The sequence below is a fragment of the Flavobacterium sp. NPDC079362 genome, from assembly GCF_050267765.1.
Lineage (GTDB): Bacteria > Bacteroidota > Bacteroidia > Flavobacteriales > Flavobacteriaceae > Flavobacterium > Flavobacterium azizsancarii.
Genome location: NZ_JBNNFM010000030.1, coordinates 37692 through 61232, shown reverse-complemented (window position 1 = coordinate 61232; position 23541 = coordinate 37692). Strand labels below are relative to the sequence as shown.

The window sequence follows — 23541 nt, the reverse complement described above, 5'->3', positions numbered from 1 at the left end:
TAGGTATGTCCCGTCTAATTTACTTATTTTTAATAAATTAAAAAGATTAGCAGTGTTATAATATAAGACTTTATAATCCATCAAACAGGCTTGGTATCCCAGAGCCTGAGCAAGATAACTTTTTCCAACTCCGCTGGAACCAGTTAATATTACATTCTGTTTTTTGAGAATAAAATCCAATGTTCCTAGACGGGTAAACATATTTTTATCTAGATCTCTGTTTTGAGTATAATTCACATCTGGCATACTTGCACTTTGTCTAAATTCAGCCTGTTTAATTAGCCTTTCTATTTTTCTATTTTGTCTATTTTCATACTCGTGATCCGTCAATAAACCAATGTACTCATCAATAGTAAATGAGGTCATTGTGTTGTTTTTAATGTGACTGTGATGTAGCTGTGCCATGTCGTTAAGTCTCATGGTCTTTAGCTTTTCGATAGTTTGATTGTTGTCCATATTATAATATTTAAGATTAATATTTATTGATACGCTGAGGCTCCTCTGATGTTTTGATGTACTGGGATGTGATTAGTGTTAGCGTCTAGTTCTTGGAACATAGCTTCTTTGAGATCCATATTATGACGCAGGATGTTTTTGATATGGGTGTAGGTTGCAACATTAGCATTCAATGCAATCTCACAAGCTTTATCCAGTCTTTGTGATCCATAACTCTTGTGTAGTTGTATTAAGCCAATCACCCTCTTGTATCCAATCTCAGGGTAATCGACATTACACAGAATCTTCTCTACGCATTTGACTAAATGAACACCATGTGGAGCTGCTTGATTTTTAAAATACTCAGGACTCCAACTGGTATAGCTTTGATGCGTACTGGATAAATGTTCCTTAATTGTATTGTAATTCCCTTTTTTCGGGTTTCGTTTATGTATTGCAATGCGTAAATGATTATAATAGATCTCTACTGAAGTATTGGTGTAGTGAATCATTGTATGATGGCCTATGTAGCGATAAGGAACGCTATAATAACTCTTGTCAGGTGAGAAATACACATAACCTATCTTCTGAACTTTAGCTCTTTTATAATCCTTTATTTGATAAGTAGTACAGGGTAATGCTTTTAAATATTGTCTTTCCACAGATTGAAAGAGCTCTACACGACTTGCTTCTTTACGTTGAAAAAGTAATTGGTTGTAAGTGATTAGCATACGTCGTAGCTCTGCATTGAGCTCTTCTAAAGAGAAGAAAGTCATCTCCCTGATTGGGTAGTAAATTCTTTGGTAGACAAGATGTACTGCGTTCTCCACTAACGCCTTATCTTGGGGAGCATAAATACGAGTTGGATTGACTATGCAGTTATAGTGGCTAGCAAAGTCTTTAAAGCTTCTGTTTATTTGTGATTCATATTTACTTGCGCGAGATACAGCTGATTTTAAGTTATCGGAGACTATTGCCAAGGGAACACCTCCATAAAAGTTTAGCGCATTAGTACAGCATATAATAAGATCTTCTTTCTTCTGACTCGGACAGGCTTGCACATAGGTATATTGGCTATTAGGAAGTATAGCCACAAAAACTTCTACAGATATAATTTCTCCTGTGTTTTGATCAATATATGAGAGTTTTTTACCTGCAAAATCAATGTACATCTCTTTACCAGGTTCATGCTCTAACTTCATAGAGCCTTTTTCTTCTTTATATTTCCGGTTATAATGCTCCATAAACTGTGTGTAGCTGTAGGGATTAGCTACTGTCTGAGCATATTGAGCATAATGATATAGAAAAGTAAATCCAGGATGATTCCGAGCTTTATTAACCGTCTCAAAATAGAGCATTAAAGAGTTATGTCTTTGAGTGTCTACTGTCGTAAAGCTAGAAAAGAGCTCTGATAGTTGTTCAATATCCAACGTCAGCAACTGTTCTAAAGAGTATTTAGAGCCTTCGAAAAGCTGCATATAAGTATTTACAGTATTGCGAGAAATACCTAATGTACTTCCAATTTTACGATTGCTATAACCGTCCAAATGTAAAGTAATGATTTGTTTTAAGTCCATAGGATCAAGTTTATTAGCCATATCGTATTGCTTTAGATAACAACAAGATAGTAGCTGATTTTAATCTTTCAAAGTGGCACAAATCGAACCGGAAAACTATGACTTATTAACCGAGTGGCACAAATTGAACCGAAATAGTGGCACTATTCAAACCGAAATAGTGGCACAAATTCACCGAAATGGGTGGCACGGTCCGACCGAAATCACTGGCACAAATCGAACCGAAATATCCAATCAACTCTTTTTTCTGTTTTAAAACATACTCCCTTACTGTTTTCCTTCGGATTTTTAGAGTCTACCGCGTAAGTTGTATTCCATTATTATTTATTACTGTATGATCTCACCTACTGCTTCGTAATCAGCAGTGCTATTATTAGATCCTCTTCCACCTCCAGATGTATTTTCAGTTTGCATTAAATCAACTCCTAACTTTTTAAGAGCTGCTAAATTTTTGACTAAGTTAATTGCAGCAGTTGTTCCCATGCCTGCACCATATCCTGCAGTCACAGCTCCTCCTGTAGAAATCACTACTGCTCCCGGATTATTAAAGGAAAAAACATAAGCGCCAACATGAGGATATTTCTCCGACATCCTATCAACACCATACCAGATATTGCTCCAATCGTCATAATACCTAGCCCCATAATAACTAAGATTTGTCTCGCGATGAAGTTTCTTTCCATTAAATAAATAAGGCGAACTAAACGAACTGGAATGCTCCTCAAACAATACCTCACCAAAGGCGATGTACTCCATGTGTTGGCTAATACTTCTGTTTCTCGTTGTAAGATACGAAGCGTTTCCTAAAACATAAGATCATTCTTATAAAAAAAACACAGATATAATTGTTTTTTTGATTTTGTAAATAATTTAAAAGCTTCACAAAATTGTGAGGCTTTCTTTTATTCTAATCATTATAGATTTCTGTAATATACTAATCATTAAAGAAGACCTCAGTCAGATACAGCTACATCCCAACTTTAATCGTAAAACACTCATCATCAGAACATATTAAAGACATATGAGTTTTAAAATTTCTTTTTGTGTTGTTTATTATAGAATCCTGAAAATCTTTTATATTGGAATGAATTCCATAATATTGAACTAAAATAAATCCTTTTCTAAGGACTAAACTATCATTATAAAATTTTAAATATCTAGAATACTCTTTTCACATAGTCTTCAGCTTTTATTTTTTTGCAAGTTCCTGATAAAGCAAAATTTAAAATATATTTGCCTTTTTTAAAACGCATTTGATAAGCACTACAATCTTCTGAAATATTTTTTTCTGTTAATATATAAGGATCTGGCCTTCCAATTTCTTCATCTTTATTTTTGCATGATAGAAATAAAAAAAGAGCTATAATAATTATTGTATATCTTATATATACAAGATATATGTGTTTTTATAGTGAGGTATTTTTTACTTTCAAATCTCATGATCGATATGCTAATAATAATCTTTTTTTTGAAATACTTATCACATGACCCACAATTTTAAGTTATAGATTTATAAAAAAACCTCACAGCAATGTGAGGTTGTCATTTTTATTCTACTCTTTGTAGATTCTCTTTGCTAATGCAAAGTCAATCAGCAAAACCTCTAATAAATTATCAGCTTTTCGTATAACCCCTAAAACATTTTACAAAATTGTTCTCAAAGTAAGCAAAAACTATTGGTAATAAAATTTCACCTATCAAACCTTCAATCCGTACTTCTACTAAGAATACTTAGTATAGATAAATTACCAATTTATAATTCAACTATTAGACGTGAATTGTCAGGAAAAACTATTACTGCCTGATTATTTTTTTTATATACTTCTTCAATGCCGCCAAAATCTGATTTTCCTATTAACTCTTTTTTATAATTCAATAAATTAAATTTAAAAACATCAAAATTAGAATCCTGGAAAAAAATATTATTATCAATTAAATACATTTGACCTCCACTTATATCATCTGACGAAGTAAATTTGCCCACAACTTTATCTGTCCTCGTTTTAAAATCAAATTCATTGAGTTTCTTATCATAGGTATAAAAAAATACTTTATTATTTTTTATAAGCGGCTTTAACCTCTCTTCAAACAATAATTGTTTTTTAAAAACTACTATTCCTGTTTCTTTTTCTACTAAATATGCTCCGCCATTTTCATATGAATTATTAAAACCTAAAAATATGTAATCTTCATAAAGTAATGATGTATAAATTCCATCTTCTAGTTTTTTACTCCATAATACTTTACCGTTGGAAATATCAAATGAAGATATAGAGTTACAATTCCAATTTGAGATGTAAAAATTATTGTTGTCAACAATAACTGGGTAAGGAGATAAGTCTGGACTATGGCAATCATCTTTATTTCGTAAAATATTATACAAAACTTCACCATGTTCACTATTAAAAACCATAAAACCATAATTTTTAATATTAATTAAAATTGTTTTTTCATTTAATTTGATGATAGCCTTTACAATATTTGGGGTTTTCTGTTTCCATAAAACCTTTTTAGTTTTTAGATCCCAACAACAAATAACATCGTTTGATTCTGAAAAAAATATCTTATCATTAAAAATTAAAGGCTTATAACCAAAACTATTAGAGAGATTTTTTTCTAAAACTTTTTCATCATTCAAATCTTTAACAACCAATATGGTATCCTCCGCAACATAACAAATATAATTGTCAACTTTATTAAAATTAGAAATAGTTGTTTTAGTATCCAATTGGAAAAATTTATAGAATAATAATAGTAATACTACCATGATAAAAATTGTTATATAATATCTCATAATTTAAAAATTAAAATGCTGTGAATCTTACTGCTCCTCCATTTTTAATTAAAGGATTACAACCGCCTAAACTTCCACACTTTTTATAATAAGGTACAGCTTTTTTCATACCATGATCATACCTTTCTTTCCAATTCATTAGATTTCCTTCAAATTGTAATTCTGGGGTATTACCGAAAATTACTCCCAATGAAAATAATCCTTCTTGTTTTGCCATATCAGAAAGCGTACCTAAAGTAGCTTTACTTTGTCTTTTATAAATCGGGTCCACCACATCACGCTGTTCATGAGTTAAAGTGGCTCTATCCCAATTGATTGCATCATTACCTTTAAGAGCTGGCCCATCAATCAAATCCCTTAAATTATCAAACACATCTTCAAAAATTGCTTTATTACCATCTTGAGCAAATTTTAATTCATCACTAGAAAGTTTCCAACTAATCAAAACATTTTCAGTAATAGACATTTGTTGCGCTATAATATATGCCGCACCTGCCCATACTGTTTCAAATCCTTTAGATTCGGTTTCTGATTGAAACCATCCATAAAAATCCGTCCTTTGAGAAATTGTTTTATATTCTTTATATCCATCATTTTGTTTCAAATTATACTTATTGGCACTTTTCCAAACATCAGTATTTTTTAATCGATCCTTTCGTAACCAATCACCTTTTTCGAGCTTACCTGTATAATCATCATCATACTCTTTTCTGCCATCTGGGTCTACTAAATTAACAGGATTGTTAAAACAATATCTGTACGGAGTCCAATTTGGGGTTGATTCTGCTAGTGGATCTACACTCAACCAAAGCGAGGTCTTCATATCCAAATACCTAGCGCCGTAATAACTCAGATTCGTCTCACGATCCAACTCTTTCCCATTAAACAAATAAGGACTAGAAAACGAACTGGAATGCTCCTCAAATAAAACCTCTCCAAAGGCAATATACTCGACATGCTGGCTAATACTTCCGTTTTTTGCTGTAATATACGAAGTACTTCCCAAATGATCAGGGTGAAAATAAAAAATATCCTTCTCTGGTAAACCAATTCCTGTAAATCCTTCTCCAGGTTTTATGGTTGTAGGTTCTACAGGGGGACCAAATTGTACCGGTGGTCCCGGCACATCGCCCGGAGCATTAAAAATCGGATTTCTTGGCCAACCTTCAGGTGGTTCCTGATTTTCTTCAACAGGTTTTATTACTTCACTTGGGTACGGATTACCTGTAAACTCTGGTGTGGCATAAATACCCTGTTGCGTTGGCGGTCCCGGAGGTACGCCTAAACTTTTTACATACATATCTAATGCCTTCTGCTGTTCGGCTGTTAGTTTACTATAATTGATTCCTCCCGCTGTTAATTTTAGAGGTTGTGCAAAAGTTCCGTTTCCTAACTTGCTCACGATACGTCCTGCGCCGTCAAAATAATGTTTGGTAAATTTTCCTTTACTTATTACGAAATAAGGAGATATATAACCTGTATAATCATCCGTATGCACAATGGTTGCCGCAGTTTCTCCGTTAATCGCTACGTTTTGAGAATCTCCTGAGCTTTTTATTATTCTTTCTCCCGCTGCGTCGTATGTATATTGGTGAATTCTTCCGTTATCGTTAATACCTGACAAACGGTTTTCTTCGTCCCAGGTCATTTTTCTGAAACTTAGCCCCCCAGCCCCCGAAGGGGGAGTTTCTTCGTAATACGTAGGATTACCGTTGCCATCATACACATATTGTCGCGGTTCTGTCTTTCCTGCTTCAACAATTTTGCTTGGTGCGTTAGGATGTAATTCGTTATCATAATTATAATCTAACACATAGCCTTTTTGTTCGTTGTTTATCGTATGCACTAAATTTTTAGTCGTGATATTGTGCATCTTGTTATAACTCATATTCAGCTCATAACTTGCCTTTGTAAACTCGCCCTGATAGGTTGCTTTTGCTGATTTTAATCGATAAAAATCATCGTATTGGTATTCGTGAGCCGAAGTCCCGCCCAGTGTATTGTTTACAACTGGCGCACTATTTTTGATCCCTAAAACATTACCTACCAGATCATAACTATACGAGTTATTCATGACTTGTCTCGCAGCACTTTTTACCTGCAATTGCTGTAATCTGCGCATTACAGGATCATAGGTATAATTGGTTTCTGTACCGTTACCGTACTTTAAATATTTGCGCTGTTCGAATTCGTCATAACTCAGTTGTTTGATGTAATCGTAGGTGTGGCTTTCTTTCTTCCCCTGCATGCTTTGTAGATTCCCTGCACGGTTATAGGTATAGTTTACTACCTCTCCATCCGGATAGGTCATTTTCTGGATCCTGTTCCAGGTATCATATTCGTATTGCGAAATATAGGTTTGAATATCAGTTGGAGTGATACGAAGTGTACGAATTTCTTTTTCTACTTCGCCTAATTTTCCGTAGAAAAATTCCTGTCCGCCACTGGCATCCTGTAAAAACCATAGCCTTCCTCGACGTGATGCGGTTCCGTCGGCTTTACCATAATTATACTGCACATTATTCTGCGGATTTTTAGGGTATTTAATGGTTTCTAAACGGTTGTAATTATAAATATATTCTATCGCTCCTCCATTTGAAACTGTATTTTTAATATCCTGTGTAATACGGCTTATTAAGTTCCCTGCTAAATCATACTGCATTGTTATAGTTCCTGCATCAGGATGGGTAAACTCAACACGTCTGCCTAGCCAATCGTAACTACTTTTGGTGATATGATCCATAACATCGGTTACTTTAATCATTTCTCCTAATGCATTAGTTTCAAACTTAGTCATCAAATCATTTTGCATACTTAATAAACTCTGACCTTTTGCATCTGTATAGGTTTGGCTTGTTCTATTTAAGGCATCAGTTTTTGTAGCATGCAATACTGTTAGACCATCATAATTTTCTAAGGCAAAAGCCATTGTATTTTTACTTCCGTCCGGCAATGTTACTTTTACTGCACGGCTCACTTCGTCATATTCAGTTCTAGTTGGCGTTATATCTGATATTTCGGTGCTAAAATTATTATCAATTGTTGTGGTTGTGGTTGGATAATAACTTACTATTTGTCTACCTAATCCATCATAAATAATTTTTCCGGAAACAATTTGCGCTTCCTGATCTGCACTTCCTGCTGCTGTAAACAAACTGGCCGTTTTCTTTACCTGCAAAGCTCTTCCTAATCCATCAGCATATGTAAAAGTTTCAATATTCTTATCAAGTTCCGGATCGTAATTTTTGGTTTTAGCATACGGTACCTTGGCTTCCGGGAAATATTCATACGCGATTGTATATGGTTTTCCGGAGGCAATTTCGTAGGGTGCTCTTATAGTTGCAATACGACCTATTCTGTCTAGTGTATAAAGTGTAATTTGATCATTACGATCGGTTGTTTTTATAGGTATACCAAAACGATAATTGTATTCCATTTTGTTTTGGTATCCAAATGCATCTTTGATCTCTGTCATGAACTGATGATTCTCCGGATCATACGTATAATCCAATGTCATACGCTGTGCTTTGTGATTGGCAGGGCCTGTTATTTTCTGCAGATTCCCATAAGTATCATAGGCTAAATCTGTAATTGCAATTTTATCTGCCGCGCTGTAATTTTTTACCTGAATAACTTCAGCTGTTGTGGTGTTGATGGTTGTGGTTCTTTTACGGCGTAAAACTTCGCTAGTAAACACTTCTAACTGTTTTGGTATTCCGCCATAGTAAGGCGTGCTGCTTTCATAATAACTAATTTTTGCTGTTACTTTTTTAGCTGCGCTACCGTTTCCTAAATCCTCGTATTGTGTGATATTTCCGTTGGCATCATAGGTGTTAAATCTATTGGTTTCGAGATAATCGCTTCCGCCTTCGTATACTTTTTGATTGGCGTGAATCATTCCCACAAAAATACGTTTAGCATCACATGATGGTAAATTCAACTCTGAAACAGCAACACTTGCCTGTGTCACTACATCTGTAAAACTATATTCGTTTTCACCTTCCTGACGCATTTTGTTGTTTTTATCTAACGTATAACTTCTTTTTAAAAGATTTTTACGGAAATAATCCTGGTTGTAAAATTCCTGAACAGTAGTTAAGAAAACTGAATTATCGGCAGCATCAATTTGCTCTTCAATTACTTTTCCGAAACCGTAAAATTCTCTTTCTCGACGATCATGATATCCGCCCTCATATCTAAATTTTGCTAATGAGTGATCAATCCCATCACCCACGTGACCGTCAAAAACATCAACGGATTGTAAAACCCATTTGGCCGAAGGATTTTCGTAGCTTGGTTTTACTAATTCGTAATCTACCACATAGCTGTTACCTGCGCCATTGGTTACTCCTTTCAGTTTATTGGTTCTCTTAATATTGGATAGGCGAACTACCAAATGATCTTCATCATCAGAAAGTACGTAATCCAGGTTTCCGTCACCATCCATATCGTTAAAAGTAGCTTCGGTACGAGAAGTACTGAAACCTGCAGAAGCACCCAGACTAGGGGTAATTCTAATCAAGAAAATAGGAATATCATAACTAAAACCTGTACTAAGTCCGTAATTCGTACTATTATTTTCATTCATTCTTGAATACTTAGGATACTCAACTGGTGCCATAAAACTATCACCCATATTTAAAGCGACCATCATTTTACCACCACTATAAATCACTTTATCGGTAAGTCCGTCTGAATTAACGTCAAGCATTAAAGTCTTTGAATTATCAGTTCCTTTTCCAAAATTGAATCCACCAGTAAATGAACCTGATTTGTATGACATTCCGCTAGAAGGACTTATGGCCCAATTCTCAGAATAACCCGTTGCAATACCATCAAAATTCCATTTTTCTTCGGCTAAAAATCCATAACCTGAATTTAAAGCTACTTCTCCAGTTTTCTTGATTCTGTCAGCAAGTCCGTCGCCATTGATATCAATATACATATACTGAGACTCATCTTCATTGGTTCCCATATTACCGGATAATGACATAGTTGCCGAAATACCTATTGATTCCTGTACAGATCTAAGCTCATTTACCATTGAGCAATTACTATCTGAAACAGCTACCATTTTCTGAACCGTTTTTGTAAAACCATGAGAATAACTTCCATCAGAACTAATACCATCTGATTTACTCTCTCCATGACTGTAATTGTAAATTTCGGCTTTTTGATTACTTATTCCTCCTATCGGAGAAGTAAACTGTACCTCTTTTCCACGAACATAATCAGGAAAACGGTCACCGTTAAAATCAGCCATAGTCTGAGTAACATAACTTTTTCCTGTTCCTTTACTTCCTCCCGGTCCAAGTGGTCCTACTTTTAGTCCGGCAGAATAACTGGTACTTTCGTTCTCACTTAAGATGTTTAATGCCATAGTTCCTCCACCGTCTAGACTTGGCAGACTTGCATCAAAATAAGAGGCAATATCATCTTCTCCGAGACGCGAAGTTCCCATAAATCTGCTGTCGATAAAAGTGGTTTCTTCCAGACCAGTCATATTATTTTTAGAATATATGCTCTGCATAGCTACAAAGTAGACTTTTGCAATATCATAACCCTGCTGCTCAGTTTCTGATTGGTTTTCAGGATCTAAATTTGGCTCTGCATTATAAGCATCAGATGTTTTTAATTGCGACACCGCTACTACATCAGAAGCAAAAGTTCCTGTATTATTAATAACAAATCCGCCCCATTCTCTGTGCCCTAATCCTAACTGTAATTCTTCAGCAAAAAATGGCGAATAAACAGCGTATCTATTTGTATCTGCAGACCAGATTGCAGCAAAATCACCAAGTACATTTAAATAAACTGGCATTTGGAAAAGAGCAGCACAATATTGAGTTATTTCATTACTTTCCAACTCCGGAACGCTAATTTCCAAATCAATTGGTAATCCGTTTATAACTTTTGAAAAATCTGCTACCGGCTCTAAAATTGTCAAATCTTCCTGTAAAACGGCATTTACCATTTTATAATATTTTCTGGCTACTAACTGGTTATTTTGCTTTGCCGTAATGGTTACATTGCCATTTAATTTTGCTTTAAGAGGATTAAATCCAGGGATTAAATCAAGATCAGTAGCTGCTAAATTAAGGGATAGAATTCCATCAATAGTAGCAACTTTTTTCTCAATAAGATAATTTCCCAGTCGTTTTTTATAACGTTGCAAATACACATCTATTTTCTTATTTTCAGATACAGCAGGTGCCACAGCTGGCATATTTATCGAAGGATTAAAAGTAATGGTGTTCCAATTTACATTTGTCTGACTTTCTAAAACAAAACGAATCTGCGAAGTTGCATTGTTATTTAATACTCCAATGCTACTCATATTAAAATTAACAGCTTGATTTGCTTTAAACTGCTTTTCAAATAGTACTGTTTCAACTGCTCCGGTATCCAGATTTTTTCTAAATATTCGAAGGGTTACATGATCTGATGTAATAGGTTTTACAAAAGTTCCCGCAAAAGAAATTGTACCGGCTGAAACTAATAAGCCCGAATTTGTACTGCTTACAAAGTCTTTTTCGGCATCATAATTTTTCAGTGAATATAAGTTGGCATCTACAGCATCATCATCTATTGGCAATAAACTGCCTGTATTGTCATTTACTGTGATATACGAAATCTTTGGACTCCACAAAACCTGATCAAAACTTCCATCCATCACAGAACTTACCCTGAAAAACAGCTTCTCACCTTTTGTTACGGTAATTACATCTTCTTTAGTTTTACTATTATAATCTTTTGCGTCAATAGCTTGTTTCCATACTAAACTATTTCCTTGTTGAAAAAACAATTGCACACCATCGGCTTTATCTTTTCCATCATTGGTTAGATATTCCGTTCTTTCTTTTGATAAATCTTTTTGTAATTCATAGGTATGAGAAACTTTGATCTGTCCGGTTACTGGTGCTTGCCACATACGAACCACATCATGCAGCGGATTTTTAATCTGCATCTCCTCGAAAGTCATTGCAGGTGTCGGAAAACTCAGACTAAGTTCTCCATCTCCCGAAACTGGTGAAGGTGTACCTGTACTGCTAGTTTTAAAAGTTGGAATTCCATTAACTAAACGGTTGTAATAAACCTGCCCGTTATTGGCAAAGTCAACTAATCCGTCACCGTTAAAGTCCATAAAATAACTTTTGGTTTTGCTATTTGTATATTGCTTATCAAAACCAACACTGGCACTAACTTTTGAATATCCTATAACTAAATCTACTCCCCAATTAAAAGTTTTACTGGATGAGTTTCCTATATTATTTAATGAGATTTCCTGAATTTCACCAAAACCATTAATTCCCTGGTTCGAAAGATTTTTTCGGTAATAAACATTATCTCCTTTTCTAAATACTTTGTCCGGAAGCTGATCACCATCTAAATCTTCCAGGGTAACAATAGTTTCAGATGATCCCCAACTGTTTCCTCCGTGCGCCCCTACAGTATTTTGCTTAAAATTTCCAGAATCGGCAGATAATCCAACTCCAATTCGATAATTAACCCCGGCTGATTTACCGTTCGAACTATTGCCCAGCGTATGTTTACCGGAAATATCTATATTAGGCAAGATATTATTTTTTAAGTGGTCATCCGGCACACTCCAATTCTGTTCTGGTCCAAAAGGATTATATTTCCCCGAAGCATCACGAATATCATCGAAATAATTCAGCGTATTAGTATAAAACAATTTAGACTCTGAGTCGTATTCTGAAATCGATTCAAGCAATGTTTTCTTAAAAGCGCCTTCTTTATACTTCAGTTCATAGCTACGTACCATATCGCTTTTGTAGCGGACTTCGATTTTTCGCAATAACTGATTGTTCAGTTGCTTGAAACCTAATCTTGCCGAAACTTGTACATCAGGACGATTGGCTTCGCCTAAATCTCCGTTTTTTACAAAAGTTACGTTGTAGTTTCCTTTTGTACTGCCAAATCCTGTATAATATACTTTTTTAAGATAGAGCTCGCCGTCTTTTTTATCGTATTCGTATTCAACTGTATTTCCTTTTAGATCAACCTGAAGACAAAGTGCCCAATGCCCAATATTTCCGGATGCATCCTGCAATATTCCTCCACTCGAAAGTCCTGAAGCAGTTCCTCCATAATAACTGGCAACTCCGCTTTTGTCCCTTACAATCCAATAATAATTTTTAGGGGATGATCCTTTACGGATAATTTGCTGAAAAGCACCTTCGCGTCTTGGGTAAAATTGTTTGTCTGTTGTTCTGCCTACCCATTCGGTTCTGTGTGAGTTCGGGATTAATTGTTCTCCGGCAATCGCATAAGTCTCTGTTTCATTGGCAGCATCGTATCTTGGTGCTCCCCAACGGGTTTCGATGCTTACTGCCGGTGCTGAAATATCCCAGCCCATACCTGCCCAGCTATGTCCGCCATCGCTGTCATATTGCAGGTTAAATGAAGGCTGCATCCCTCCTCTTCCGTTTGGAATCACAATAGAAAATCCGGTACTTGCCGTTCCTCTGCCATTTGCCGAAGGTGGTGCGATTGACTGAATTCCAACTAACGGACTTGCCGCTTTTAGATCCTTGATGCTTGTTGGTGTATAACCGGAAGTTTCCGGAGATTCCGGCATTTTGATGATTCCGGCAATAAAATCAGTAAAATGGGTGGTTTTTGCCTTGATGATTCCTTGTTTAATATCTAATGAATCTTTGGTCACTTCCTGCCACAATCTTTTGTTTTCATCAAAATAAAATACATTGATATCTTTCTCTGTATAACCTTCGGGAATTGTTTTTTTGTCGTACGGTAATGATAAAGTCACTGCTTTATCGAAGACGGTTCCGTGTGGCAATAATCTGAATCCTGCATTTGCTCCTGTTACATTGACCATTGCAGCGTTTAATGGTGCAATATCAATTTTTCGTAAAGCACTTACGGAGACCGAAACATCATTTTTTAAAGCTCCAACCGGAAAAACAGCAAGAAAATCTTTGTACGCTAATTTATTTTCGGTTTGAAAATGAATTATTTTTGTGATTCTTTCTTTTGCATTTTCTAAAGGTCTGAAACTATCTACTTTTAAAAACTGATTTACCTCTAAATGCTCATTTATAAGTACTCCTGTTGTCGTTTCTTTGCTTACAAGAATAGTTTTTCCTGCAGTTGAGCTTTCTAAAACCAATTCGAATTCCGGCTGATTGAGATCAATCGAAATTCCGCCAATACTCATCTTTTTTATCTGGGATGGAAAATTAGTACCTTTTATGTAAAGCTTATTGCCTGACTGTAATAAAGTAAAATGATTAGAAGGAATGGCAGATTTATAAACAATTCTAACATTTTTAATTCGGTATGAATTCGAAATTCCCTCGGGAGCGGTAAATAATAAAACATTATCTCCTTCTCGCAATGATTTTTCTGAAAGCAGCTCGGATTGTTTGTTCCAGTTTTTATTCTGGGATAAAAATTGTCCTCCAATACTAGGCTCATTGTTTAAACTTCTTGAAATCGATGCTGCCTGATCGTAACCATACAATTCATATTCTAAATAGGCACTTTCGTCATTTGATGGTAAAACATCTACCTTGAGATGAAAGACGTTATCATAAGCATCATCAACATCAGATTCATCCATTACACCAATAATTCCTTCGGAAATATCTGCACTAAATGACTTTGTGTTTTTATTTTCGTTTTTAAGAACTGTAATAGAGTCTGATTTTGAGACAGTCAGTTCCTTTTCTGGAGTAGTTTGAGTAAATAAAGAAACGATCTTGTATGGGCCAAAATTGGCTGCAAACAAAAACGAACCTATTAAAAAAACCAGTATTATAATTTTATTTTTCATAAAGCGGGGTAATCGATTATGGACAATCCATCTATTTCTTCAATTCTTTCAATCTCTAATTCGTGTAATCTATTGACAAACAGACCTGAATTACTTCACAATAACTTTGAAAGTTTTAGTTCCAAAATCTGAATTTACTGTTACCAAATACATTCCGGCAGCATTTTTTATAGCATCTTCATACAAATAAGTTTCTATCTGCGTGAATTGTTTTTGTTTCACCAGTGCTCCTGTGGGACTATAAATTGTGATGGTTGCATTGGTCTTTTTGGGAAATTGCATTGCTACCGAAAAACGACCGTCTATGGTAGGATTTGGATATAAAATCAATACGCTTGAATCTGTTATTTCTTTTCCGTCAGAGGTAACTGCAATCTTAGTGGCTGTTTTACATTCCTGACCATTTAATAGTCGAAGTTCATAAATACCGGGCTGATCGATTAGTATTTTAGGATTGTTATCTATAAAATCACCTTCATAAAACCATTGGTATTCATAATTACCTGTTGGCAAACCGGCACTTGCATCAAGTGTCAGGGCGTTTCCATCTTTTAACAGATAATCAGATTTCAGATTTGGAAATGTTCCTTGTTTATCTGCTATAAAAACAGTTTCTGAGTACAAATTCCCTTTTCCGTCACGAACGATATAATCATAAGTTCCTGATGAAAGCTGTAATCCTGTCGTACTTTTTGCTGCCTGGTTCCATTGTTTTACTACAACATCACTTCCTTCTTTTTTTACGGTAACAGTAAACGGTGCTTCACCGCCTTCTATGCTATAGTTTAAACCTCCTGATCCTGTAACTCCACAAGTGGCTTCGGTAATCCAGACTCTGCTAAACATCTCGGGGGCTACTTTCAGCGTAAATTTGGCTTTGCCAGATTTTTGTTTGTCCCAATTGAAATCATTCAGCGCCAATTTTTCTGTACTCGAAGTACTTGCCAGACGAATGTATTCGGAATCTTTTTCGTCATATGTTCCTTTGCCTGAGTAATCGACTAATAACCAGTAATAGGTGTCTTTGGGTAAAGTCCCTTTGATAAAATTTGGATTAAAACTCCAGTCCAGACTCAAATCCGCAGGATTTGCAAAATCCAATTGCCACTCTCTTGCAATCCCGATTGGCTCGCCTTGTTCTTGTTTTTTTACCAGAAGATTTTTTCCGTTATCGCTCCAGAATGCAAAAAAATTATCCGGAATTATATTCGATTTACTTTTTAATCCAATGGTCAAAAATCCTTCTTCTGCCATATTACTGCTTTTGGGCTGCAATAATCCGCTGGCATCATCACGGCCAATTCCGGTAATCGAATTTTCGAATCCTTTATGCTGATTGATGTCCCAAATGGTCTGTCCTTTACTGTTCAGGTAATTTTTATTATCAAACTGCGAAAGCGAAATACCATATTTAACGGCTAAATAACTTGCTACTTTTTGGGTTTCAAAACCTGACAATACTCTGTTGTACACCAGAATTTCGCTTATGCTTCCTTTAAATTCTTCGGGTGGTAATTTTTCAAGTTTGGACTTTTGCCCTATCGTTAATGAAGATAACTTTGCAAGACTATCGGTAACATTCTGCTGAAAAAAATGAATGTTGGCTTTATGCGGTTTTATTTTTTCCTGATACGATTGATAGGAATATTTTTTTAGATCGACCAAACGTTTATTGGTCGCTACAGAAAGTGTTTTTTTAGGATCGTTTATTGTCCATAAAAATTGCTCTTTTAAACTGTCTTTTACTTTATAAACCATAAACAAAGTTTGCTTTCTTTTACTTTCTGTCCCCAGAGGTAAAATCAACGAATCTTGTTTGGTATCAAAAACAATACTCGGATTAAAATTAAAAATAGCTCCATTATGTTTTCGGTCTGATATTTTTGCTTCCTTTTTTGTGAGGTTTTCCCAATAATAAGCATCACCACTGCTTCTGGATTTAATCCAAAACTGTGGTTCTTCTACTAATCCCGGCACTGCTTTTTGCTGAGAAAAGATCGCATTGGTCATTAATAAAGCTATAAAAACAGGTATACAAAAAATCTTTTTACACATAATTTCCTAAGTTTAAGGATGGGGGCGATGATTAGAAATTAGCTAAATCATCAAAGTCAAAAGAATAACCAATTATCAATGAAATACTATTGATTTTGTTTTTGTTCTCGCTATAACGATGTCCGTTTTCCTCTGTTGCCAGCGCATCTGTAAGTCCTAAGGTATAACGCGCTCCTATAGAAAGTTTTGAATTGAACTCGTATCCTGCAGAAAGCATTCCATAAAAATAATTTTTACCGGTTAAGGACTCTTTCAGTACTTTTTGCACATTGGCATCGGGTTCGAAATAAGCTCCTGAGTTGCCAAAAATCTCCTGACTATTAGAACTGTATTTAATATTATCACTGGCAATATTAAAACCTACATACGGACCAACTCCTAAATAAAAACCTTCAACAGGATAATATTTAAACTGTGCCCCAACATTTAGATAGCTATAGCCAAAAGTCATTTTGTATTTAAGTCCTTTTATGTCTTCATAATTTAAATCTGTTCCCTGTCCTGAATATGAAATCTCTGTTTGTATACTCACTTTGGCATACGGATATTTCCAGTTGATTACCAGACCTGCCGTTGCTCCAAACTTACCTTCTTCGGCTAGCGTATATCCTTCATAAATTCCTTTTGGAACAATGACATCGGGAAGATTAGACATTTTAGAATAAATTCCGCCGGCAAAAAGACCATAGGTAATCTCTCTGTCACCTTGTGCAAACAACGATTTTGTGCTTACTAATAGAAGAAGCAAAATAATTTTTTTCATTTTTTTTATTGAAATTACCATTGATGAAAACTATAGCCTAAAGAAAAACATACAACACTGCTTTTGTTTTGATTTTCGATAAACTGAAAGGAGGAAGAATTACTTTTTACTACATCTTTTACACCCAGGTAGTAACGTAAATCAAAATGGATACTTTTATGCAGTTCGTAACCTACGGCAAAACATAATGAGAAATCATCTGTACCATCAAGACCGTCTTTATAAAATTGTCTTGTGGCTACATCATACATTCCTCCGGCTTCGTTGGATTTATAGGTTACATTATTGGCAGATAAACTGATTCCGTAGAAAGCTCCAAAACCTAAATTCAAACCTTCGTATGGGTATACTTTGTACAAAGCTCCAATTTGCAGATAAGCATAATGCAAACCAAGCTCAAATTCTTTGCCTGTTGCATCATGATAATTTACTGTTTCGCCTGATTGTCTGAATAAAATTTCAGGTTGTATGGCAACCCGGGTATCATAAAGTTTGAAGTTTAAGAAAAAACCGCCTTCTAATCCGTAAGCACCTTTGCTTTCCATCACGCTATTGTCGAAAGTATTGTCTCTTCCTTTAATGCTTTCCGGCAAATTGCTTATTTTAGAAAATAGCCCGCCAAACTTGAGCCCGTAAGTAATATTGGTTTCATTTTGTGCATAAACTGCACCGCTAAAAAAACAACAAAATATTAATAAGTGTAATAGTACTTTCATCCAAAAAAATTTTGGCGAATATATGTATTAATTTCCAATTTACACTACCTGTGAAATCGATGAAATACAAATTAACACGATGAAATACATAATATAGGTATTTTGAAAAGAAAGTTTATAATTTTATGTTTTTTGGCAAAAAAGTTAATTTTACTAAAAAAAGATAGTTTTTAAAAGTGAAAAATTAACAAAAAAAAATCCTTTCACATATTGAAAGGATTTAAATCTTACTAATGATATTACTGAATAAAAAAGTATATCACGCTTTATTTTTTTATCTAAAAAATACCCATGTTCTCAGGTTTAATAGTAAAGCCAATACGTACCATACTCCTGTGTTCCTGATAATCGATCAAACTTTCTGTATACCCAACAAACCATTGAAGGGTGAGATAATAATTTTCGTTTTTGTATGGTCTCCAGTTTACTTGTGTCTGCAGGGATCCATATTTAATAACGCCGCTTCCTTTTCTAAAAAGAACATCTGCGCTCCATCGTCCGGGTTGTATCTGATATGTTGCACTTGCTTCTCCATATCCTACATATTGAGTGAGATATGGATTATCTTCTTTATCGACTATAGGAATCCAACCTCTAAGCCCAACAACCCATCGTGGAGAAATTTGCGATTTTAATGAAAAGGCAAGCATATTCCAGGTTCTGGAATAAATAGAATCTCTTCCGTTCGACTCGTGTTCTAAGGAGACGGTCCCGTAGGTGAGCCTTCCTCCTTTTAAATAAAACGGACGAACGAGGGCTACTCCAGGATTAAAATTAATCTCTGAAAATGGTTTTGAGCTTGCATAAATATCCCAAAAGGCTTTTTGAGTGTACATTAAATACGGAAAAAAACCACCCCATAAAGGTTTTGAATTCAGCCTTAACTTAAAACTTACCTGATATTTTACATCGGCTGTATTGCGGGTAATAGCAGTATTGATTGGTACTCCTGTTAGAAAATAATTGTCTTTGTGCACCGAGAAACTTGGCTCTTTGAGCAGCGAATCTGCCGCACGAAAATTTTTCGAATCTTCTACAATTTGTGAATTTGTTTTAACGGAAAACAAAATGAGAAACGCTAACAGGTATTTTAAATACATTCTTACAGTTTAAATTGAAGCTTATTTTTAGTTCTTTACTAAGGTAAGGTGTATGGGTATATTTTATTAACTCAAAAAACATAAGTGTTAGCTCATTAACGTAAACCTATTGATTCTAATTAACTCAAGTAGGTTAGTTAATATGTGTTGTCCCTACGGCAATGTCATTAAGGTAAGAGATTTTTCAATGCAGATTAACTATTTCTGTATCATTAACTCTATCAGAATCCGCAATCTTTTCATCTCAACAAAGAGACCCGAGCTATAGCGAACAGGCGAAGCAAATCAAACAAGAAACGCGACAAAGATTGACGAATAGCTGAACGGAAATAATAGTGTGATCTCTCCTTCGTCGAGATGACAAACTTTGTGTTTAAACTTTGCGGAGAATGGATTAAAATCCATCCCTACAATATATTTTGTTCCTCCGGAACTCTTTCTAAAATTTCATAGTAATGGGTTCTTTTGCAGCAACGGATTTTAATCCGTTGAAAAAAACAAAAGATTTGGTTATAACAATCTACTACATTACCAACAAAAAAATATCTTTATAATTATTTGATTTTCAATTTCAAAATATTCACAGAATAAGCAGGTAATCTCAATTGTGCTTTCTCTCCTTTCAATTTGTATTCGCTTTCTTTTGGGCTTATTTTTTTAGGGTCAGCAAATGTATTTTCATCTTCTAAATTTGGACTTGTCAATGTTATTAAATTTCCTGTAGACTCCAATTTACTTCCCTTTACATCAATGATAATATCCTGCACCACTGCTGCTGTGTTTACTACTTTTATGATCACTTCTTTGGTTTTAGTGTCTTTTACCGCAGAGGCATATAAGTTGTTTTGCCCTGTTAATGGTTTTCTGTCTTGGGTAATCGTTAATAAATCTGTTCCTTTATTGAGCGAAAACAACTTTTGCACATAATAATTGGCAGAGCCATAGGTTTCGAGATTATTGAACCAAATCATGTCCGGTGTCCATTGCCAGGCATCTTCATGCGCCATTAGCGGTACATAAGAAGTTAAAGTAACGACCTCAGCATTTCGCTCTAATCCCGTCATAAAAGCAGCTTCAGAAAAAGCACATTCCCAATTATTCCTGTTATTGGGATTTGCACCTGAAACACTTTGTGCAGCATATTCGCCAGCAAATATTTTTGGTCCTTTTCTGTCGTATTGATCATAACGGGCCGCATTTTCTCTAAACCATTGGGGACTTTTATAATAATGCTCGTCTATGAGTTCTGCATCCAGTTTTTTAAGTTCCTGCATTGCGTAATCAAAATGTTCTCCATCCGGAGACGGACCGCTTCCTGAGACGATAATTATTTTTGGATATTTTGCTTTTATCGCTTTTTCAAAAACTTTGTATCTTTCAATATAATCGGATCCCCATTGTTCATTTCCAACACCAATATATTTTAGATTGAATGGTTTTGGATGTCCCATATCAGCACGCAATTTCCCCCATGGCGTATCAACTGTTCCATTCGCAAATTCAATCAAATCTAAAGCATCCTGTATATAAGGATCTAATTCTTCTATAGGTGCCAATTCTCCTGTATTGTATTGGCACGCCATTCCGCAGCTTAAAATAGGCAATGGTTCTGCGCCAATATCTTCAGAAAGCTGAAAATATTCATAAAATCCCAATCCAAAACTTTGAAAATAATCCGGCGTCTGTTTGTGTCCAAATTCGACATTCCAGCGGTTCATCATCGTTTTTCTGTTCTCTACTTCTCCTACTGATTTTTTCCATTGATAACGATCTGCCAGCGTCCTTCCTTCTACGATACAGCCACCAGGAAAACGTAAAAATCCCGGTTTCATATCATACAAAAGCTGAACAATATCTTTGCGCAAACCATTTTTTCTGTTTTTCCAGGTGTCTTCCGGAAACAACGAAACCATATCTAAATCGATGGTTCCAGTACCTTCAAAAGTTATTTTCAATTTGGCTTTTGCCTCGGTTTGAGCAGCAGTAAATTGTACGGTATAATTTTTCCATTCTTTTGATGACGGAATTATAACAGTTTCGCCCAACACTTTTTGCTCTTTATCAATAAACTGAATAATTATTTTTTTGATAGTTCCATCAGGATTAGCTGCCTTTAGGGAAAGATTGTATTTGGCGTCTTTCTTAATTCCCATTCCTCTAAATCCTTCATTGATGATAGCATATCCTTTATCGTCATTGATAAGAATACGGCAAAAGTTGGGATTGGTTTTATTTTCTGATACGTTAACAGGTGTTGCTGCACCGGAGTGCATATTCATAGAAGACCTTTTGGTATTGGGCTGCTCCCATCCCATTAATGGTTTATCAAACTCAAAAGAGCGGTTTTTAATCATTTCGGCATACAACCCTCCATCAGCGGCAAAATTGATGTCTTCAAAAAATAAACCAAACATTGTAGGTTGTATTTTGGCAACGGTCTTCGCAATATCAACTTCTAATGTTGTCTTTTGGGCATTTACATAAATATTGCTTAACAACAGCGTGCAAAGGACCAATTTTATAATAGTATTGTTCTTCATTTTATTATTTTGAATTGAATCTATTGAAATTAATTTTAACATATCGAAACATAGGCTATTGTAAACTTAAAAAAAGTATTTCACTTAGCTAATAATACACATATCTGGCTATTTGAAAAAAACGAGTTTATTTTTTACTCTTTTTTACCGCTTCTAACTTCTCAGGAAATGCTGATTGCCCTTCGAGATTATTAATGATTAACGCATCTACATTTTTACTTTCGACTGCATAAGTAAAATAATCCGGTTTATTTTTTCCCCATTCTACGGAACAGTTCTGCATTTTTATTTTTTCTGCCGAATCAAAATAAAAACCGGCGGTGCTTCCTTTTACAAAACCTTCTAAATCAGACGGACGACGATCATAAATACCGCCTTGATGCGGGGTTGTTTTATCAATAAAAACGCTGACATTATCAAACACAATATTTTTTATTTTGTCTTTTGATTCTGCACTTACATATACTCCATTTTCTCCTGTGCATTGAATATTGCTAAAATAGATGTTTTTTATTTCACCCACTTTTCCCTCAACAGCATCTTTTGGAAAACGCCAGTTTGCATCTTTATGATTTCCTTTTGCCCTGCGATATGCCGTAATATAGATAGGTTCTGCTTTTCCCCACCAGGTATCTGTGGTTAATTTTGCTTCGATAATTATATTCGAAAATAAAATGTCGCTTACGGTTCCTTCATCTCGATTTTGAATTCCTAATGCACGATTGCTGTTTTTAATGATGCAATTATTGAACACAACCTGTCTGATCGCATCCATATTTTCTGAACCAATTTTGATCGCACAGCTGCTGCTGGTCATAGTACAATTGGTAACGGTTATGTTTTCGCAAGCGCCAAATTCTTCAAATTCACGTCTGTTTTTCAGACAGATGCAATCATCGCCACTTTCGATATAACAATCGCTGATACGCACATTCTTGCAATGATCTAAATCGATACCATCGCTATTGCGGACTTTCAGACTATTGAGTAATGTAATACCACTAATGACAACATCATTACAGCCTACAAGGTGAATCGTCCAATAAGCAGAATTACCGATATGAACATCTCTAATCCTGATATTTTTTCCGCCAATAATAGTCAGCACATGCGGTCTTGGATCTAAGACTGTAAAAGGTTTCAAAACATAAGAATCTTCGAGTTCCTCTCCCATAAAAGAAATCCCGTTTCCGTCTATTTCTCCCGTTCCGCTAATGCTGAAATTTTCTACATTTTCGCCACCAATCCAGATGGTTCCTTCTCCGGGATTACTGCGAAATGCACTTTTGGTATATAGTTTTTCATCCGGACTTGCCAATAATTTAGCGCCTGCTTCCAGATGAACATTAATCCCTGATTTTACATTAATTGGTCCTGCCAAAAAAGTAAATGGTGCGGGTATTAATACTCTTCCACCTGTTTTACTACAGGCATCTATTGCTTTTTGAATTGCCGCCGCATCATTGGTTTTTCCATCTCCTTTGGCTCCGTATTTTTTTATATTATAGACCTTTTGTGCTGAAGCGGTCAAGGAAAGACAAAAAAGTATTATAGCGATTATAAGTTTCTTTATCATTTTATTTTTTTATTAAAAGATTGCTTTAAAACGAACGCATGGACATCAGTCTAAAATAAACACGTATTTTACTAATTGTCACTAATTACTTTATGAAATTAATTTCACAAAGTAGGTTAACGTAATTGAAATTTGCGCGAATTAGTCGAAGCAAATCCATGTTTA

Annotated in this window: 11 protein-coding genes; all 11 read right to left on the bottom strand. The window is 35.2% G+C overall.

The window, feature by feature from the left end:
* The coding region (locus tag ACQKCJ_RS19980; protein WP_427402775.1) for an ATP-binding protein at window positions 1-456 on the bottom strand (456 nt) is incomplete at its 3' end.
* A 23-nt stretch (window positions 457-479) separates the two neighbouring features.
* A complete protein-coding gene (istA, locus tag ACQKCJ_RS19975; protein ID WP_427402774.1) occupies window positions 480-2033 on the bottom strand; it encodes an IS21 family transposase in 1554 nt (517 codons plus the stop codon).
* 306 nt (window positions 2034-2339) lie between these two features.
* The gene (locus ACQKCJ_RS19970) at window positions 2340-2768 is read right to left on the bottom strand and encodes an RHS repeat-associated core domain-containing protein (RefSeq protein ID WP_271335994.1); all 429 of its coding nucleotides are present in this window, start codon (window positions 2766-2768) and stop codon (window positions 2340-2342) included.
* A 997-nt stretch (window positions 2769-3765) separates the two neighbouring features.
* Window positions 3766-4779, bottom strand: a complete 1014-nt coding sequence (locus ACQKCJ_RS19965; protein WP_271335993.1) for a PQQ-binding-like beta-propeller repeat protein — start codon at window positions 4777-4779, stop codon at window positions 3766-3768.
* Window positions 4780-4816: 37 nt separating this feature from the next.
* Window positions 4817-14626 carry a SpvB/TcaC N-terminal domain-containing protein gene (locus ACQKCJ_RS19960; RefSeq protein WP_427402773.1) on the bottom strand — a complete coding sequence of 3270 codons (9810 nt, stop codon included), beginning with the start codon at window positions 14624-14626 and terminating at the stop codon, window positions 4817-4819.
* Between the two features lie 90 nt (window positions 14627-14716).
* Window positions 14717-16681, bottom strand: a complete 1965-nt coding sequence (locus ACQKCJ_RS19955; protein ID WP_427402772.1) for a T9SS type A sorting domain-containing protein — start codon at window positions 16679-16681, stop codon at window positions 14717-14719.
* Between the two features lie 31 nt (window positions 16682-16712).
* A complete protein-coding gene (locus tag ACQKCJ_RS19950; protein ID WP_271335990.1) occupies window positions 16713-17444 on the bottom strand; it encodes an outer membrane beta-barrel protein in 732 nt (243 codons plus the stop codon).
* 14 nt (window positions 17445-17458) lie between these two features.
* Window positions 17459-18160 carry an outer membrane beta-barrel protein gene (locus tag ACQKCJ_RS19945; RefSeq protein WP_271335989.1) on the bottom strand — a complete coding sequence of 234 codons (702 nt, stop codon included), beginning with the start codon at window positions 18158-18160 and terminating at the stop codon, window positions 17459-17461.
* Between the two features lie 278 nt (window positions 18161-18438).
* Window positions 18439-19260: a phospholipase A gene (locus ACQKCJ_RS19940; RefSeq protein WP_271335988.1), complete on the bottom strand. Its 822-nt coding sequence runs from the start codon at window positions 19258-19260 to the stop codon at window positions 18439-18441.
* Between the two features lie 554 nt (window positions 19261-19814).
* On the bottom strand, window positions 19815-21800 hold the full coding sequence (locus tag ACQKCJ_RS19935) for an alpha-L-arabinofuranosidase C-terminal domain-containing protein (protein WP_427402771.1): 1986 nt from the start codon (window positions 21798-21800) through the stop codon (window positions 19815-19817).
* A 127-nt stretch (window positions 21801-21927) separates the two neighbouring features.
* Window positions 21928-23376, bottom strand: a complete 1449-nt coding sequence (locus ACQKCJ_RS19930; RefSeq protein ID WP_271335986.1) for a glycoside hydrolase family 28 protein — start codon at window positions 23374-23376, stop codon at window positions 21928-21930.
* Window positions 23377-23541: the final 165 nt, after the last annotated feature.

Bases quoted from the DNA above. Each gene is read 5' to 3' on its own strand.
- ACQKCJ_RS19935 (WP_427402771.1), bottom strand. From the start codon at position 21,800: ATGAAGAACAATACTATTATAAAATTGGTCCTTTGCACGCTGTTGTTA.
- ACQKCJ_RS19940 (WP_271335988.1), bottom strand. From the start codon at position 19,260: ATGTATTTAAAATACCTGTTAGCGTTTCTCATTTTGTTTTCCGTTAAA.
- ACQKCJ_RS19955 (WP_427402772.1), bottom strand. From the start codon at position 16,681: ATGTGTAAAAAGATTTTTTGTATACCTGTTTTTATAGCTTTATTAATG.
- ACQKCJ_RS19970 (WP_271335994.1), bottom strand. From the start codon at position 2,768: ATGGAGTACATCGCCTTTGGTGAGGTATTGTTTGAGGAGCATTCCAGT.
- ACQKCJ_RS19950 (WP_271335990.1), bottom strand. From the start codon at position 17,444: ATGAAAAAAATTATTTTGCTTCTTCTATTAGTAAGCACAAAATCGTTG.
- ACQKCJ_RS19965 (WP_271335993.1), bottom strand. From the start codon at position 4,779: ATGGTAGTATTACTATTATTATTCTATAAATTTTTCCAATTGGATACT.
- istA (WP_427402774.1), bottom strand. From the start codon at position 2,033: ATGGCTAATAAACTTGATCCTATGGACTTAAAACAAATCATTACTTTA.
- ACQKCJ_RS19930 (WP_271335986.1), bottom strand. From the start codon at position 23,376: ATGATAAAGAAACTTATAATCGCTATAATACTTTTTTGTCTTTCCTTG.
- ACQKCJ_RS19945 (WP_271335989.1), bottom strand. From the start codon at position 18,160: ATGAAAGTACTATTACACTTATTAATATTTTGTTGTTTTTTTAGCGGT.
- ACQKCJ_RS19960 (WP_427402773.1), bottom strand. From the start codon at position 14,626: ATGAAAAATAAAATTATAATACTGGTTTTTTTAATAGGTTCGTTTTTG.